The sequence below is a fragment of the Terriglobia bacterium genome (assembly GCA_020072845.1).
Taxonomy (GTDB): domain Bacteria; phylum Acidobacteriota; class Terriglobia; order Terriglobales; family Acidobacteriaceae; genus JAIQGF01.
Map to the genome: position 1 here is coordinate 408,719 of JAIQGF010000011.1, position 16,159 is coordinate 424,877.

12 protein-coding genes are annotated in these 16,159 nt (G+C 61.6%); 6 read left to right on the forward strand and 6 right to left on the reverse strand.

Annotated features, from left to right (window positions below):
• Nucleotides 1–87 precede the first annotated feature (87 nt).
• Nucleotides 88–2,172 (forward strand): NAD-dependent DNA ligase LigA, encoded by a 2,085-nt coding sequence (ligA, locus tag LAN70_13375; GenBank protein ID MBZ5512144.1) that lies wholly within the window; start codon nucleotides 88–90, stop codon nucleotides 2,170–2,172.
• The gene (locus LAN70_13380) at nucleotides 2,173–2,649 is read left to right on the forward strand and encodes a hypothetical protein (protein MBZ5512145.1); all 477 of its coding nucleotides are present in this window, start codon (nucleotides 2,173–2,175) and stop codon (nucleotides 2,647–2,649) included.
• A 70-nt stretch (nucleotides 2,650–2,719) separates the two neighbouring features.
• Here the strand turns inward: LAN70_13380 and LAN70_13385 are convergent, their stop codons facing one another.
• The 3 genes from LAN70_13385 to LAN70_13395 all read right to left on the reverse strand — a co-directional run bounded on the left by LAN70_13385 (nucleotide 2,720) and on the right by LAN70_13395 (nucleotide 5,836).
• Entirely contained in the window at nucleotides 2,720–2,962 is a 243-nt protein-coding gene (locus LAN70_13385) for a hypothetical protein (protein MBZ5512146.1), read from the reverse strand.
• A gap of 139 nt (nucleotides 2,963–3,101) precedes the next feature.
• Nucleotides 3,102–5,648 carry an LPS assembly protein LptD gene (lptD, locus tag LAN70_13390; protein ID MBZ5512147.1) on the reverse strand — a complete coding sequence of 849 codons (2,547 nt, stop codon included), beginning with the start codon at nucleotides 5,646–5,648 and terminating at the stop codon, nucleotides 3,102–3,104.
• A complete protein-coding gene (locus LAN70_13395; GenBank protein ID MBZ5512148.1) occupies nucleotides 5,648–5,836 on the reverse strand; it encodes a hypothetical protein in 189 nt (62 codons plus the stop codon). The genes lptD and LAN70_13395 overlap by 1 nt, the downstream gene beginning before the upstream one ends.
• Before the next feature lie 19 nt (nucleotides 5,837–5,855).
• Between LAN70_13395 and LAN70_13400 the strand changes: the two genes are divergently transcribed.
• The 4 genes from LAN70_13400 (at nucleotide 5,856) to trmFO (ending at nucleotide 11,664) form a co-directional block, all read left to right on the forward strand.
• The gene (locus LAN70_13400) at nucleotides 5,856–6,923 is read left to right on the forward strand and encodes an RDD family protein (GenBank protein ID MBZ5512149.1); all 1,068 of its coding nucleotides are present in this window, start codon (nucleotides 5,856–5,858) and stop codon (nucleotides 6,921–6,923) included.
• Nucleotides 6,924–7,316: 393 nt separating this feature from the next.
• On the forward strand, nucleotides 7,317–9,575 hold the full coding sequence (locus LAN70_13405; protein ID MBZ5512150.1) for an APC family permease: 2,259 nt from the start codon (nucleotides 7,317–7,319) through the stop codon (nucleotides 9,573–9,575).
• 139 nt (nucleotides 9,576–9,714) lie between these two features.
• The gene (locus LAN70_13410) at nucleotides 9,715–10,242 is read left to right on the forward strand and encodes a GNAT family N-acetyltransferase (GenBank protein ID MBZ5512151.1); all 528 of its coding nucleotides are present in this window, start codon (nucleotides 9,715–9,717) and stop codon (nucleotides 10,240–10,242) included.
• Between the two features lie 30 nt (nucleotides 10,243–10,272).
• Nucleotides 10,273–11,664, forward strand: coding sequence for a methylenetetrahydrofolate--tRNA-(uracil(54)-C(5))-methyltransferase (FADH(2)-oxidizing) TrmFO (trmFO, locus tag LAN70_13415; protein MBZ5512152.1), 1,392 nt, complete (start codon nucleotides 10,273–10,275; stop codon nucleotides 11,662–11,664).
• A gap of 503 nt (nucleotides 11,665–12,167) precedes the next feature.
• Here trmFO and LAN70_13420 read toward each other — a convergent pair.
• The 3 genes from LAN70_13420 to LAN70_13430 are packed head-to-tail and all read right to left on the reverse strand — an operon-like array spanning nucleotide 12,168 to nucleotide 14,350.
• The gene (locus LAN70_13420) at nucleotides 12,168–12,710 is read right to left on the reverse strand and encodes a DUF2393 family protein (protein ID MBZ5512153.1); all 543 of its coding nucleotides are present in this window, start codon (nucleotides 12,708–12,710) and stop codon (nucleotides 12,168–12,170) included.
• A gap of 12 nt (nucleotides 12,711–12,722) precedes the next feature.
• Nucleotides 12,723–13,448 carry a response regulator transcription factor gene (locus LAN70_13425; protein ID MBZ5512154.1) on the reverse strand — a complete coding sequence of 242 codons (726 nt, stop codon included), beginning with the start codon at nucleotides 13,446–13,448 and terminating at the stop codon, nucleotides 12,723–12,725.
• Complete coding sequence (locus LAN70_13430) at nucleotides 13,445–14,350, reverse strand: HAMP domain-containing histidine kinase (protein MBZ5512155.1); 906 nt, start codon at nucleotides 14,348–14,350, stop codon at nucleotides 13,445–13,447. Before LAN70_13430 ends, LAN70_13425 begins: the two co-directional genes overlap by 4 nt.
• Nucleotides 14,351–16,159: the final 1,809 nt, after the last annotated feature.

Here is a 16,159-nt window from a genome sequence, read left to right on the forward strand (position 1 = left end):
AGATAAACCACAAAGGACACGAAGGCACACCAAGTCATTGGCGCTCGGGCGTGCGGAGCTGATGCCGCGGGACTCTATAATCGAACTATGGCCACCGCCGCCAAAACGGTGCAGCAAAAAATCGAGGCTTTGCGCGCAGAGATCCGCTACCACGAGCACCGCTACTACGTGCTCGACGCTCCCGAGATCAGCGACGCCGAATACGACCGCCTGGTCAACGAGCTGAAGAAGCTCGAGGCGGAGCACCCGGAGTTGATTACGCTCGATTCGCCGACGCAGCGCGTGGGCGGCAAGCCGCGCGAGGGCTTCGTCAAGGTGGAACACTCCTCGCCCATGCTCTCGCTCGACAATGCCTACAACGAGCAGGAGCTGCGCGATTGGGAGCGGCGCGTCCATGAACTCAGCGAGCAGCAGAACATCGACTATGTCTGCGAGTTGAAAATGGATGGCCTCAGCATGGCGCTGCGCTATGCCGCGGAAAACGCGCACGCGCGTGGGCCACAAAATTCGCGATTGCAGCGAGCCATCACGCGCGGCGACGGCTCGATCGGCGAAGACGTCACGGAAAACGTGCGCACCATCCGCTCGGTGCCGCTGGTGGTAAACCCGGGTCAGAGACCCGGGCCACACAAGCTGCCGGCGGAGTTCGAGGTCCGGGGCGAGGTCATCCTGCCGCGCAAGGCGTTCGAGCGCATGAATGAAGAGCGCGAGCGCCAGGGGCTGGCCAGGTTCGCCAACCCGCGCAATGCCGGGGCGGGCGCGGTGCGCGTGCTCGATCCCAATGTCACCGCGCTGCGGCGGCTCGACTTCTACGCCTACTTCCTGCTGGTGAACGGCCGCGCCTACGGCAAGGAGCATTGGGAAGATCTGGAGGCACTGAGCGCCGCCGGCTTCAAGGTGAACCCGAAGCGCAAGCTGGCGAAAAACATTGATGAAGTCTGGGAATTCATCCGCGAGTGGGAAGAGAAGCGCGATTCGCTGCCCTACGAGATTGACGGCATCGTGGTGAAGGTCAATCGCCTCGCGCTGTGGAACGAACTCGGCTTCACCGGCAAGGCGCCGCGCTGGGCCATCGCCTACAAGTACGCCGCGCGCGCCGGGGTGACGAAAATCGAGGACATCAAGGTGCAGGTCGGCCGCACCGGCAAGCTGACTCCCGTGGCCTGGCTGCAGCCGGTGCCGATCGGGGGAACGACCGTCAGCCGCGCCACGCTGCACAACATGGACGAGATCGAACGGCTGGGAGTGAAGATCGGCGACTGGGTGCAGGTGGAACGCGGCGGCGACGTGATCCCCAAAGTGGTCAAGGTGGTGGAAGACAAGGACCACCCGAGGGGACGCAAGAAGTTTCAGATGCCGGAGCGCTGCCCGGAATGCGACGGCCACGTAGTGCGCGTCGAGGGCGAGGCCGACCACCGCTGCGTGAACGCCAATTGTCCCGCCAAGCTGCGGGAGAGCATCTTGCACTTCGCGTCGCGCGGGGTGATGAACATCGAGGGCATGGGCGATGCGCTGGTGAATCAACTGGTGGACCGCGGCCTGGTGCGCAGCGTGGCCGACATTTACGACCTCGACAAGGACAAGCTGCTCGGCTTGGAGCGCATGGGCGACAAGTCGGCGCAGAACGTGCTCAACGAGATTGAAGCGTCCAAGAAGCTGCCGCTGGAGCGCGTGATCTATGGCCTGGGCATCCGCTTCGTCGGCGAGCGTACGGCCGAATTTCTGGCGCAGCATTTTGGGTCGCTCGACGATCTAATCACCGCGGCCACGTTGCCCGACGAGGCCGAGGCGATCGAAAAGCTGGAGGAAGTCGAGGAAGTCGGGCCGCGAATCGCCGCCAGCATCCGGGAATTTTTTGTCGAGCCGAAAAACCGCGAACTGGTGGAGCGCCTGCGCAAGGCCGGCCTGCAATTCAAGGGCAAGAAAAAGGAACGCGGAACCAAGCTCGCCGGCAAGACGTTTGTGCTCACGGGAACGCTGGAAAAATACACCCGGGACGCGGCCAAGAAACTCATCGAGGATGCGGGCGGCAAGGTGGCCGGCTCGGTCAGCAAGAAGACCGATTATGTTGTCGCCGGCGCCGAACCGGGCTCGAAGCTGGACAAAGCACGCGAACTCGGGGTAAATGTGATCAACGAGAAGGGCCTGGAAGATCTTCTGGGGGTGGGGTAAATGCTGCTGTTGCTGTCAATGATCCTGGCCGTGCTGCCGCTGCTCGGCATCGCAGGGCTGATTTACGTCAACCCCGAACTGACGGTTGACAACCTTTTCATGTCGCTGATCCTGCTGACCATCTCGGGGATCTTCGGCATCAACGTGCTGCTGGAGTTGCGCGACCGCGGCCTGCCCATCCCTCTGCTGGGCAAGAGCCGTGAGCCGGGCATGGTGGCTGTCAGTGCCGGGCGCACCTACGTGGTGATGCCCACCGGCGAGGTGAGGGAATCGGGCGTGGTGGAGACTGTGGCGTATTACGAGTCGGGCATCGGGCAAACCAACCGCTGCCTGGTGACGCTGCGCGACGGCGCCAGCCCGCGCATGCTGGTCTTTAAGGGCGACGTGCGCGACCAGTTCCCGGTCGGCGGGCGCGTGACCGTGACCTACCGTAGCACCGAGGAGGGCGCCGACCTGCTGGATAGAAAGCTGGCTTAGGACAGGCTTCAGTCGTCAGTCTTCAGTCGTCAGTGAAGGCGCGAAGAACGTGATTGAATCGAGCGCGGCGTTAGTCAATCGCCGCGATTTTTTTGTCCAGCTCCGACAGAGACCGCTGCAGCATTTGCGCGTAGCGCGGGTTCTGGCTCGATGCCAGCTCATGCGCGACCTTGGCGCGGGCCAGCTCCAGGGTTCTTTTTTCCATGATGTGCTGGACTTGATCGGCTGTCCGGGTCTTTACCGCTTTGGTTATCGCTTCTGATTTTTCTTCAATTTGCGCTTCAACGGATTTCGATTCCCAGCCTCTCGCCATATGACATGCATTATACCGCGGTTTCCGGGCATTCTTGGCCGAAATTAAGCATCGTGGGACGATACAAGAAATCATGTTGTGATTCTTGCGGTGAATCACCTACTCGCTCAATCGCAAGCGCAAATCACTCAATCACAAATCAGAACAGTCTTTCCTGGCGCCGCAGTGTACCGAAGGTCCCGACATTGGTGAGCGACAACGAAAAGCGGAACTGGTTTTCATTGCGCACCGACCCCAGCGCGAAGCGCCGGTATTCGAAGCTGACGCCGCAGCAATCCCAGTTGTAGCTGCTCTGGAACGCCGAGTACTGCAGGAACCCGGTGTTGATGTCGAATCCGACATTGGCGGCGGCGCTGATGCCGCGCTTGTTGGGATGGCCGTATCCGACCAGCCAGCGAAACTGGTTGAACTTGGCGGGCCCGGCGACGGTTGTGGAACCGAATATTTCTCCCGGCACGTTGAGGTAGGCGTGGCTTCCGGCGATGAAGAAATCGGCGAAGCGGTGCGTCACCAGGGTGGTGCTGGCGTTGATGAATCCCTTCTTGGTGTCGTAGTCGAGCTTCCACTCGACCTCGGTGGCGCGGCCGGGGTAGGCGCGCAGCCGGGAAATCACCGGCGAAAAGCGGCGCGGGTCGGTGAGGAAGGCGATCCCGGTGAATTCCGCGGTCGTGGTCAGCACGTTGCGCCGGCCGGGGACGAGCGCGTCGTCGAAGGTCGGATCGAAGAAATATTTCTGCGCAATTTCCCAGCTCAATACCTCGCGCGACACCGGCGGGCCCGGCTGGCAGCCTCGCGCGGCGGCCACAGTTTTCCGCGGATTCACTTCCGGGGCGGCGGGCAGCGGCACCGCCAGCGGCGCCTGCTCGGGCTGCTCGGCGGCGTTGGTGCACTCGGTGGACTTCGTGCCTTTGGCGTACAAGCGGTGAATGATGCCGTACTCGAGCTCGTTGGTATTGCTGAGGATGTCGCGCGCGTCGAAGCGGATGATGGCCGGCAGGTTGTCGACGCCCGCGACGTAGCGATAGACAATGCGCGGCTCGATGGTGTGCTTGAGGACGTGATCCTTCACCGTTTTCTGAAAGATGCGCGACAGCGAGGGCGGGCGTATCTCGAGCGAGGTTTCGACGGCGCGCCGGTTGACATCGTCGTCCAGGATGGCGCCGATGCCGCTGGTGGGCACGCCGGAGGTTGCCAGCCGCTGCGTGTAGTAGGTGTCGCGCAGCGCGATCTCGGGCCGGAAGCTCCATCCGCCGGCGACCAGCGGCATCGCCAGGCGTGGCTCGACGTCCACCCGCCCGACCAGCGGCGCGGTCACGAACTGCGGCTCGCGCCGCGACACGCCCTGCACCGCCGCATCGTAGGACCAGAAAAAAGGCGAGCGCCCAAGCTGATGGTCCACGCTCGACAGATCGAGGGCGGGGGCGTGCAGGATGGTCACCAGGTCGCCGCTCGTGGTGCTTTCAAAGTTCTGGTAGCGCGCGAAATCGAGATTGAAGAAGTACCCGTTGTACGCCTTGGAGAGAAACGCGTTGGAGCGGACTTCGGAATTCACGGCCAGGGTGAAGGTCTCGGAAAAGGCCAGCCGGAACACGAACGAACTGAGGTAATCAATGTCGGCGACGGCGCGGAAGCCGTGCGGCAACTGGATTTCTCCGTTGGCGCGAACTTCCTCGCCCCCCTGGTCCACCTTGGGCGTGCCAATACCGCGGTCGAGCACGCCGAAATAATTGACGTTGAAGAAGGAGTTGTCGGTGGGGCGGGCGCGGAAGCTGCCATGCTGCGACCACCCACGGTGCGAGAAGTACTCGGCGCCGATGGTGGCGTCCATTTCGCGGTTGATCGCCCAATAGATTCCTTCGCCCAGAAGCGTGCCCTTAGTGGACGATTGCCCGATGGTGGGAATCAGGAACCCGGTTTGCCTGCCCAACCGGTCCACCGGATGCTGGACGTAGGGAAAATAGAAAATCGGGATGCCGCCCAGGCGGAAGGTGCTGTGGTACATGCGGGCTTCCTCGCCCACATCCACCGTGATTTTCTGCGCCTCGAAGGTCCACTTGGGATGCGGAAGCTGGCACGAAGTGACCACGCCATGGTGCACCACAAAGTGGTCGGGGCCGGTTTTCTCCACCAGCGACCCGGTGAAGAAGAAAGGGTTCGAGGAAGTCAGAATCACCTGTTTGCCGCGAAAGCGAGCGCCGGTGGTGCCGCGGACATCGTGAAACTTCCCGCTGTCGGCATGAACGTTGTAGGTGGCGCGGTCCGCTTCGAGATGCTCATCGTGGGGACCGCCATCGAAAACGACGTGCCCGGTGGCGGTGATTTCCCCGGTCGCGGTGTCGTAGGTCACGTCGTCGGCGCGCAGGACAAACCGGCGGAAGCGGATGTCCACGTCGCCCCGCAGGTGATAAGTGTCGCCCGCTTTTTCCTGCTGCAGCGCCTGGATGGTGACGTCTTCGCCGGGTTCGTTGGGGCCGGCGAAATGGGGCTTTGCGGTCGACGGTCGACGGTCCCCTCGCTGCGCTCGGGGCAGGCTCTCGGTCGATGGCGGCTGCTGTTCTTGGCCGGCGACCGGCGACTGGAGCCTGGGGACTTGTTGAGGAAGCGCCTCGCTGGTTACTAACCGAGGCAGCAGCAGAAGATGACAAACCAGCACTGCCGTGGTAAGGATTCGGGAGCGGAGTGTCATCAGCCGTCGGTCTCGGGTGAAAAGGCAAGGTACCACGCGAGCCGCGCGATGAAAAGATTGTCGGGCGCGGAGGTTGGAACCGGCCAGTGAACTCCGCCGCTCTCGGCGTTCTCCAACCCGGCGATGTCGTGTCCCTTGTGCGGCGAAGGGTGTACGTGTTCCCACGCGGGCGCGGCTTCCTCCCTCATCGATCCCGAAGAATATGACTTGAGCGAGGAGCGGTTCTCCGCCAGCCTGGAAGACGTGCGCGCGTCCGGGGGGACGGCACGCGAACGGCAGCGCGAGCCGGAGTGGAATCTGGTGGCGGCGATGGCGAGTGCGCCTCCCACGTATGCCGAAGACGGGCAGATCCGGGGCACCGAGTTGGCAGGAGCGCAGGGCGGAGCGGAATCGCGGGAGGCGAATCGGGGCGTGGACGAAGGGGCATTCTGGAGAAACGAAGTGGCGTCGCGGGTGGAGAGTTACCGCGCGCGCCGGCGGCGTCCCATTCGCGAACGGTCGCTGCCGCTGGATTTCGAGCGTGCCGTCAACCGCGAGATGACGCTTGGGGAACTCTCCGGCAGCCGGGAAGAAGAGTACCGAGTACCTGGTACCGAGTACCGAGCGGAACCGGCCGGCGATGAGACCAGCGAGGTAGGACTCGGGGTGCAGGAGGTGGAGGAAGCTCAGGAATCCAAGATCATCGAGTTTCCGCGCCAGGCGTTGCTGCCGGTGATGCCGCCGTCCATCGAGGAACTGGCGGAGCCGATCATGGACCGCCCGCGCATCCTGGAAGCGCCGGAAGAGGTCGATACCGCCTCACCGCTCTCGGATATCAGCGTGGCGCCGGAAGAAGAGCAACCGGCGGTCGAATTCGAATTGCCCCTGCAGGTCGCGCCCATGTCGCAGCGCGTCTTCGCCGGCCTGCTGGACGCCTTGATCGTGTTGGTGGGAGCGACGGTGTTCGTCGTGATCGTGCTCAAGGCGGGGGTGCCGATGCCGCCGGCGAGAGCCGGGTTCCTGTTCGCCATGGCCGCATCCTGCGTCTTCTGGGCAATCTACGAATACCTGTTCCTGGTCTATGCCGGCATCACACCGGGCATGCAGATGGCGCACCTGCGGTTGATCACGTTTGACGGTGGGCCGGCGCGCCGCCACGCCCGCCGCGGCCGCTGCGTCGCCATGGTGCTGTCAACCCTGTCGCTCGGACTCGGACTGGTCTGGGCCCTGCTCGACGAGGACACACTCTGCTGGCACGACCGCATCACCAGAACCTACGTGGTGGCCGGGGGATAGAAAACCATTTCCGATTTCCGATTGCCGATTGCCGATTGAGCACGGTCACATTTTTGATTTCCGAATTGTGATCTAAGAGGCTGCTGAAAAACTCGCGTAGGTGGAACGAAAATGAGATTCCTCGGGGCTGAAGCCCCTCGGAATGACAGTGATAAAGGGCTCTTGCGGCGCGGCTGAAGCCGCGCCCTTTCAAAACGAGCTTCACTCGGAGTTTTTCAGCAGCCTGCTAAAGCCTGGTCAATGCCGTCTGCAAATCGAATATCGCCAATCGAAAATTGCGTCCACGCGCCCACGGCGCCTCACACCGCGCAACTCTCTTGCAGTTTCCCTTATCCGCCATTTTGATTTCTAATGCACCAAGGAATTCGCCAGGAAGCTGATAGTCACGATTTCATGTCGCTAGCCGAGAATTCGAAGATCAAACGCCCGGCGGTTCCGGTGTTCATCGCCACCACGGTGATGCTGAGCTTCATCAGCTTCTGGCGAGTGGCGGCGGTGGTCCTGGCGGACCTCGGTTCGTCCGCGTATTACGCCGGCGGCGACGCGGAGAAGGTGATCGGCAAGAGCGCGCCCTGGTTCATCCTGGCGGTGATGCTGTTCAGCTACGCCGTGCGCGCCATCTATATCGAATCCAGCAGCATGTTCGTGCGTGGCGGCGTGTACCGCGTGGTCAAGGAAGCGCTCGGCCCCACGCTGGCCAAGTTCTCGGTTTCGGCCCTGCTGTTTGACTACATCCTGACCGGCCCGATCAGCGCCGTATCGGCCGGGCAGTACCTGGCGGGCTTTGTTGAGGACCTGGCCAAGTACGCCGGCCACAGCGTCAAATTCAACCAGGACTACTTCGCCGCCGGTTTTGCCGTCATTGTCTGCGCGTATTTCTGGTGGAAGAACATCCAGGGGATGCACGAGTCCAGCGACAAAGCCATGCAGATCATGAAAATCACCACCGTCATGGTGGTGATTTTGATTGCGTGGTCGCTGATCACCATCATCAGCCGCGGCTCGCACCTGCCGCCGCTGCCGTCGCACGCCAATTTCAAGTTGGACACGGAAACCTGGGGCTGGTTGCGCGGCACGTGGGCGCAGAGCATTACCCTGATTATCCTGCTGGTCGGCTTCGGGCACTCCGTGCTCGCCATGAGCGGCGAGGAAACGCTCGCCCAGGTCAACCGCGAAATCGAGAGTCCCAAGCTCAAGAACCTGGAACGCGCCGGGCTGGTCATCTTCCTGTACAGCCTGCTGTTCACCGGCCTGGTTTCGTTCTTCGCGGTCATGATCATCCCCGACGATGTCCGTCCTAACTTTTTCGCCAACCTCATCGGCGGCATCGCCATTTACCTGGCGGGGCCCGAGCTGCCCAAGCTGATCTTCCACGGCTTCGTGGTGCTGGTTGGAGCGCTCATCCTGTCGGGCGCTGTGAACACCGCGATCGTCGGCGCCAACGGCGTGCTCAACCGCCTGGCCGAAGACGGCGTCCTGATGCCCTGGTTCCAGCGCCCGCAAAAGCGCTACGGCACCAGCTTCCGCCTGATCAACATGGTGGTCGGCCTCCAGATCCTGACCATCATTATCAGCCGCGGCAACGTGTACCTGCTGGCCGCGCTCTACGCTTTCGGCGTGATCTGGAGCTTCGCGTTCAAGGCGCTGGCTGTCCTCGTACTCCGCTATACCGAGCCGGAGAACCGCGAGTGGAAGGTGCCCGGCAACCTACGCATTGGCGGACACGAAGTGCCTTTGGGCCTGGTTGGCATTGCGCTGGTGCTGTTTGCCACGGCCATCGTCAACCTGTTTACCAAGCAGGAGGCGACCATCGCCGGAATCGCCTTCTCGCTGGTGTTTTTTGGCATTTTCACCTTCAGCGAGCGCCACACACTCCGCCAGCAGAAGGGCAGGCACGGGGTGCTCGAGCAGTTCCGCGTCTTTGCCGATCCCGAACTCGATAACCAGCAAGTCCGCGTCCGCCCCGGCAACGTGCTCGTCCCGGTTCGCGATCCCAGCCTCTATTACCTGCGCGACATCCTGCGCCGCACCGACACCCCCAAGCAGGACGTCGTGGTCATGACCGCGCGCCTCTCCCCGCGCGAACACTCCTTCAGCGGCAACCGCATGTACGAGGCCAAGGAGATCTTCGATACCTATGAGCAGGAGCTGTTCTCGCGGGTGGTTGCCGTCGCGGAAAAAGAGGGCAAGCCGGTGTCGCTGCTGGTAGTGCCCGGCACCGACGTCTTCGACACCATCATGCTGACGGCGCAGCGGCTGGAAGCATCGAAAATCGTCTGCGGCCTGTCCACCAGGCTCACCGCCGACCAGCAGGCCAAGCTGATTGGCGACGCCTGGGAGCGCCTGCCCGAGCCCAAGCCGCGCGCCACCGTGGAGATCGTCGCGCCCGACGGCAGCCGCAAGGAATACCTGCTCGGCCCGCACGCGCCACGCCTGCGGGATGAGGACTTGGCGCTCATGCACCAGCTCTGGCTGCAGCTTACCGGCGATGCCGGCTATTCCGGCCTGCACCACTACGACGTGGTCGGCCTGGCGTTGAAGGAACTGGAGCGCGAGTTGACCGGCCCCGATCGCGACCGCCTGCTCGCCCTGCTGCGCCAGGAAATGGAGAAACGCTCCGGCGGCGCCCCGGGAGCGCCAACGGATAGCTGACAATCGGGTCTCAGGTTTTGGGTTTCAGGTCTTAGGTGGCGGGGCTTCGCATGCCGGCCTAAGACCTTAAGACCGAAAACCTAAAACCTGCCGCCTGAAGCCTGCCGCCCGAAGCCTGAAGCCTCCGTATAATACCGCCATGCTTTCCCTTCGCCCGGCCACTCCTGAGGACATTCCTCTGATCCTGGCGTTGATTCGCGAATTGGCCGAATACGAGCGCGCGCCCGAGCAGGCCGTCGCGCGTCGCGAGGACTTGCTGCGCGACGGCTGGGGCGCGGCGCCGAAGTTTCGAGTTGTCATTGCCGACTGGGAACGCCAACCGGCAGGCTTCGCGCTCTTTTTCTACAACTACTCCACCTGGCAGGGACGTCCGGGGCTGTACCTGGAGGACCTGTTCGTGCGGCCGGGGTTTCGCGGACGCGGCATCGGCAAGGCTCTGCTGGTGCATCTGGCGAAAATTGCCGTCAAGGAAAACTGCGGCCGCTTCCAATGGCAGGTGCTCGACTGGAACCAGCCGTCCATTGATTTCTACGAGGCTCTCGGCGCCAAGAAATTGTCCGAGTGGCTCACCATGCGCGTGGATGGGGATGCGCTGAAGAAACTCGCAGAAAACGATCTAACCACGGAGGACACGAAGGAACACAAAGGGAAAGTTATCACTTCGTGATCCTTGGTGTCCTTCGTGGTTGAGGCTCTTATGCCCGAACAGCGAGTAAGAATCATCGGGGCCGGTCTCGCCGGATGCGAGGCGGCGTGGCAGTGTGCCCGCCGCGGCATCGAGGTCGAGCTTTACGAGATGCGCCCGCGACGGACCACGCCCGCGCATCGGACCGCCGATTTCGCGGAGTTGGTCTGCTCCAACTCGCTCAAGTCGAATTCGGAATTCACCGCGCCCTGGCTGCTCAAGGAGGAAATGCGGCGCGCCGACTCGCTGCTCATGGAGATCGCGCGGCATGCCGCCGTCCCCGCCGGGCACGCCCTCGCGGTGGACCGCGCCCTCTTCGCGGCGCAGGTCACCGAGGCCGTCTCCCACCACCCGCACATCAAGATCATCCGCGAGGAAGTCACTACGGTTGACGAAAACGCCGGCGTGACCATTGTTGCCACCGGCCCGCTGACGTCGGACGCCCTGGCGCGCGAGATCGCCCGCCTCAGCGGCAGCGATCACCTGTTCTTTTATGACTCGATCAGCCCCATTGTTGACGCCGACTCGATTGACCGGTCGCGCGTGTATCTCGCCGCCCGCTACGGCAAAGGCTCCGCTGACTACATCAATTGCCCCATGTCGCGCGAGGAGTACGACCGCTTCTACGACGCGCTCATCGCGGCCGAGTCGGTCGAGGGCCACGACTGGGAAAAGCTAAACTATTTCGAAGCCTGCCTGCCGATCGAGGAGATTGCGCGCCGTGGCCGCGACACGCTGCGCTTCGGCCCCATGAAACCGGTTGGCCTGGCCGACCCGCGCACCGGACAACGCTCCTACGCCGTGGTGCAGTTGCGCCAGGAAAACCTGCGCGCCGACTCCTACAACATCGTCGGGTTTCAGAACCATTTGCGCTTTCCCGAGCAGGACCGCGTCTTCCGCCTGATCCCCGGCTTGGAAAACGCCCGTTTCCTGCGGTACGGGCAAATCCACCGCAATACCTACCTGAACGCGCCCGCGCTGCTTACCCCGGCGCTGCAGATGAAGGCGCACCCGAGGGTGCTTTTCGCCGGACAGATTTCAGGCGTGGAAGGCTACGTCGAATCCATTGCCATGGGATTGCTGGCCGGCTTGCACGCTGGCGCGCTGGCGCGCGGCGCCGATCCGCTGCCCCCGCCGCGTCCGACTGCGTTGGGTTCGCTGGTGAACTACCTTACGCAAAGCGACGCGCGCGACTTCCAGCCCGGCAATATCACCTTCGATTTATTGCCGTCGCTGGAAAAGAAAGTCCGCGACCGCGCCGTCCGTCACCGCCTGCAATGCGAACGCGCCCTGGCGGAGCTGGATACCTGGCTGCATGAAGTCGAGAAGCGATTTCTACCGCAGCGCGCCGAATCTCCTACCCCCTTGGGCCCGACCCTCGTCGGGATGAACCCCCAACGATGATTCGAGGTCACCTCAGCAAGTTACAGAGGCTCCCACCGGCCACTGGAGATATGTTGGAATTGGTAATTGCCGAGCTACACGAGCAGTAGCCGAGTCGCGGCGGCTACTTGCTTTTCTCCCGGTCGGCTGACCGCCTCGGTCGCCCTGACCGCCTAACATACAGGCTCCCTCGGTTCCACGCCAGAAGTATCTGAACAGTGCCGATGAGGATCGGAGGGCCGAAAAACAGGATGATGAACCACACGATCTCATGCGTCGTTACAGGCTCAGACGGACCGCTAAGCGTCCATCCGATAAGGACTACAACGACGAACCAGCCTAAGTAAAACGGGATGTTACGCCTTGCTGAAACCCATCCACGGGTTATGAGCTTCATTTGCCTTCTCCTCGGAACAAAGATTGCACCACCGGCCCCGGTGAAGAATGGCTGCGTCTGCGGTCATCGCGCATTCTGACTTCTTAATGCTGCATTTCTCCGTGCCTCGGTGTCTCCGTGGTGAGTTTTACTGCGTCTGGATTCGCACAAACCGCAGCTCCGGGTATCCCTGGTCCCAGTCTGCCGAGATGTGTTCGAAGGTCAGCCGGAAGTCGCGGGTCTGGTTGGGCGTGAGCGGGGCGGCGCTGAGCGGGGCGACGTCGGGAATGCCTGCCAGCCCGGTGTGGTAGAGCATCAGCGGCAGGGTCTCGCGCTGGACGATCTGTCCCAGGGAATTGCGGAAGACCACCTCGACGGTCACTCCGGTCACGGTCTTGCTGCCGGCATTGGCAATCTTCCCGTCGAGGTAGCTGACGCTGACGCCGACAAAGTTGGTCGCCGCGCTCAGCTTCAGCTCCGAGATGAGCAGGTACTCGGCGTAGGGATCAATCGCGGCTGCCGCGGGCCGCTTGGCCGGCCGGCCGAAGATCCATATCGCCGCCACCGCGACGACAATAATCACCGCGCCAATCGCCACCGGCAGCCAGCGCCGTCCCTCTGGCTCGACATGCGGCTGCGAGAAAACGCCCCCTGTGCCCATACGCGAAGGATTGTCGCTTGCGCGCGGCACCAAATGCAAACTTCAGTCCGGAGCGGGCACAAACCGGTAGCCCAGCCCGCGAACCGTGATCAGATGACGGGGCTTGGCGGGCTCTTTTTCGATGTAGCGGCGAAGGCGGACGATAAAATTATCGATGGCGCGCGTTTCCGTCTCTTCGCTCAGATCCCAGACGTTCTCCAACATCGCCTTGCGCGAAACGGGGCGGCCGCTGTTCTGGATCAGGTAGCGCAACAGGTCGCCTTCCATCATGGTCAGCTGGAAGACGCGCTTGCCGGAATTAATCTGAAGTTTGCCAAAATCAACCACGATATCGCCGAACCTGAAAACATCCGGCTCACGGGGCTTCGCGTTTTCCCCGTTGTCGGCGGCTTGCAGCCACTCTTTGCGCCGCAGCAGGCTTCGGATGCGAGCCTGCAGGATGTCAAGATTGAACGGCTTCGGCAAATAATCGTCGGCACCGGCTTCGAAACCTTTGAGCACGTCTTCGGGGCGGCCGCGGGCGGTCAGCATCAGCAAAGGAACGAAATTCTCCGCATCGCGCAGCTCGCGCGCCACGGTGAACCCATCCTTGCCGGGTAACATGATGTCGAGGATGACGGCGTCGAAGGTCTTCTTATCCTCCAGCAGGAGCCGGAGCGCGCCCTCGCCGCTTTCGACGATTTCCACCGCGTGCCCTTCGGCTTCCAGGTTGAAGCGCAGCCCCTGGGCCAGGTGGGGTTCGTCTTCGACGATGAGGATTCGGCTCATGTGCGATATACCCTGGGGAGGCGGATACTGAAGGTGCTGCCGCGCCCCTCGCCTGCGCTTTCGGCGATCACCTCTCCACCGTGACGTTGCACGATGGAACGCACGATGAACAACCCCAACCCGGTTCCCCTGATTGCGCTGGTCACCTGCATGGGGATGCGGTAGAAGCGCTTGAAAATACGCTTCAGCTCGGAACGCGGAATACCGACGCCATTGTCGCGCACACGCAGCACGGCGGTGTCGATGTCGGGGGTCAGCACATCCACGACGATATCCTTTTCCGTGCCCGTGTACTTCACCGCGTTGTCCAGAAGATTGGCCAGCACGGTGCGCAGTTCCTCGCGGTTGGCGATCACCTCGATGCTGCCGGCAGGCACGTTGCCCAGTCTTAGCGCACCCGGCGGGAGTTGATGGCGCAGGTGGGCCACTTCGACCGAGTCCCTGACAACGCCACACAGATCCATGGCTTCGCGATGGCTCTCGCCGGTGCCGTGGCGCGCCTCCCCAGCCTTGAGCACCTGCTCCACCGTGCCCAGGAGGCGGTCGGTATCCTCCAGCATGATGCGGTAAAAATCGCGGCGTTCAAGGTCGCCCAACTCTCGCCGCTGTAGGGTCTGCAGGTACAGGCGGATGGAGGTGACCGGAGTCTTCAACTCGTGCGTGACGGCGTTCAGGAAGCTGTCCTGTTGCTCGTTGCGGCGGATCTCGCGGACCAGAAAGACGGTATTCAAGACGACGCCGGCGATAATGAAAGCGAACAAAATGATTCCCAGGACGAGGGCGCCAACTTCGCGCCATTTCAGGACGATCCAACTGACGTTGAGCGCGATCGCCACGCCGATGAGGCATACGCCCAGGGTAATGAAGAAGGCGATTGTCTTGGTGCGGCTGGCGATGCGCATTCGCCCACATTGTAGTGGATGGACCGCGGATCGGAAAAAGACCTCCGTCACGCCGGTTGGAATGGCTGGCATGTGAGAAGTTGCGGCAGTACACAATGCACCGCGTACCCGCGAAAAGGAGAAAACGTGAAACCGTCTCTCCGGGAGGTCCTCGCTTACTCCCACATTGCGGCCGTGGCCATCGCGGTACTCCTCCTTTGGTCGCTGGGCGCGAAATCAGGGCTCTATGGGCCCCGCTTTCCCGTATCGTCAGCTTCTTATTCACTGCTGTGGCAATCTTTGATATTCCGTACTTTCCCCGAAATCTCACTGTGGCGGACCACTTCATTTTGATCACTAGCTCTTCACATCTGTACGTCGCGATCATCAGTCTTTTCGCAGCTTGGCTTCTGTCCCGGTGGGTGTATGGTGTGGGGCCGCTCTGCGGCATAAGCGAATCCTACAGTCGATTAGCCGGGAAGAAACATACTTGAGCGGTTTAAGCCAGAATTTCCTTGTTGAACTCGGACTGGTTGCGCTTATGATCACGGACACAGCAGTATTCATGCGGCCTGAAGACCACGACATATTCACAGCGCCGAAGGAGCCACCTCAAGTCTACTGAAATGCATTGCTGGCGAGCGACCCTCCAGGCCGTTCTTCGCTAACAGTATGGAAGCACCAATTAGTGGAGGAGAGACATGACAAGACTCATTTGCAGACTTTGTTGTGTTGGTATTGCTCTTTGTTGTTACTCAACTGCAGCGTTCGGCCAACTTCCAAGTCAGGTCTTCTTCTGTGATCCAGGACAGTGCTACGGTAAGATTGGCGCGGAGTTTGAAGCGAATAACAATAAGCCCTCTGAATCTATTGTCCTACGGGGCGGCGTGATAGTCCGGGGCTGGATACAGGAGGTCCCATATGTGAACCACGTGCGCGAGAGGGGCGTTGAGGATCTGATATTCAACATAGTGGTGGATCCGGACGTTCCCGTAGAGGCAGCCTACCCTTCGTGGATCCCAGTTCCGCAGCCTATGCAGGATCGACTTTTGTCTGCAAGTCTGCCCGGAAACCCACGGACTCAGGCCACCAGGAGGATCCCGCTAATAACCGGGAACACCGCGACGATCAATACTTTGTGGTTATTTGATGCCGTATTTCCGCGCACCCTGCATATAGAACTCAACGCCTGGCACGAAACTGGCAGCAAGAAATGGTGTAGCTCCTTGCCTTTTGGCTTATGCGGCCAAGTTTTTTACAATCTTTATAACGCGCGAGGGGCACATCCTAGCGGCTGGGTAGAGAAGGAAGTCCTCTATAACAGGCAGGTTGGCGACTTTACTACAGATGCAGCATCTACCTGGTGGCCGTTTGACCCAGAAAGCCCGGATGGTGCTGGACCACTCAAAATCGGCGATTACGTTCAGGTTGGGGGTACCCTGTGGCAAGATGGAGGACATCCACCGGACAATGGCAGCGGGTGCTGGTCGCAGGCAGGATTCCTCGGTCACGAGGGCTATCTCGAGCTTCACCCCATCGACTCCATTTCCAGACTTCCTGTGCCAACCCGAACCCAGCCGCCTGAGGTAACTGGATATGAGTATTGGGGTGGCAGAACGGTTGCGGTGCCCATGAGTGTTTGCGCTCGCGCATGGCAGACGCAAAATTCGGCAATGCGCATCTGCCCCGAGGGGTTGTCAGACCCTCGATCGCCGCGCACTGGCCCTGTGACTCAACTTGCTCCATTAATCCAAGAAATCGTGGATCCACGATTCACAAGCAGCAGCGCGCTTACGCATACGTTCTTCGCTAATGGAGACTGCGCGGAGG

What these genes read in the sequence shown, in the direction of transcription:
- ligA (MBZ5512144.1), top strand. Translation starts at nt 88, where the DNA reads ATGGCCACCGCCGCCAAAACGGTGCAGCAAAAAATCGAGGCTTTGCGC.
- LAN70_13380 (MBZ5512145.1), top strand. Translation starts at nt 2,173, where the DNA reads ATGCTGCTGTTGCTGTCAATGATCCTGGCCGTGCTGCCGCTGCTCGGC.
- LAN70_13385 (MBZ5512146.1), bottom strand. Translation starts at nt 2,962, where the DNA reads ATGGCGAGAGGCTGGGAATCGAAATCCGTTGAAGCGCAAATTGAAGAA.
- lptD (MBZ5512147.1), bottom strand. Translation starts at nt 5,648, where the DNA reads ATGACACTCCGCTCCCGAATCCTTACCACGGCAGTGCTGGTTTGTCAT.
- LAN70_13395 (MBZ5512148.1), bottom strand. Translation starts at nt 5,836, where the DNA reads ATGAGGGAGGAAGCCGCGCCCGCGTGGGAACACGTACACCCTTCGCCG.
- LAN70_13405 (MBZ5512150.1), top strand. Translation starts at nt 7,317, where the DNA reads ATGTCGCTAGCCGAGAATTCGAAGATCAAACGCCCGGCGGTTCCGGTG.
- LAN70_13410 (MBZ5512151.1), top strand. Translation starts at nt 9,715, where the DNA reads ATGCTTTCCCTTCGCCCGGCCACTCCTGAGGACATTCCTCTGATCCTG.
- trmFO (MBZ5512152.1), top strand. Translation starts at nt 10,273, where the DNA reads ATGCCCGAACAGCGAGTAAGAATCATCGGGGCCGGTCTCGCCGGATGC.
- LAN70_13425 (MBZ5512154.1), bottom strand. Translation starts at nt 13,448, where the DNA reads ATGAGCCGAATCCTCATCGTCGAAGACGAACCCCACCTGGCCCAGGGG.
- LAN70_13430 (MBZ5512155.1), bottom strand. Translation starts at nt 14,350, where the DNA reads ATGCGCATCGCCAGCCGCACCAAGACAATCGCCTTCTTCATTACCCTG.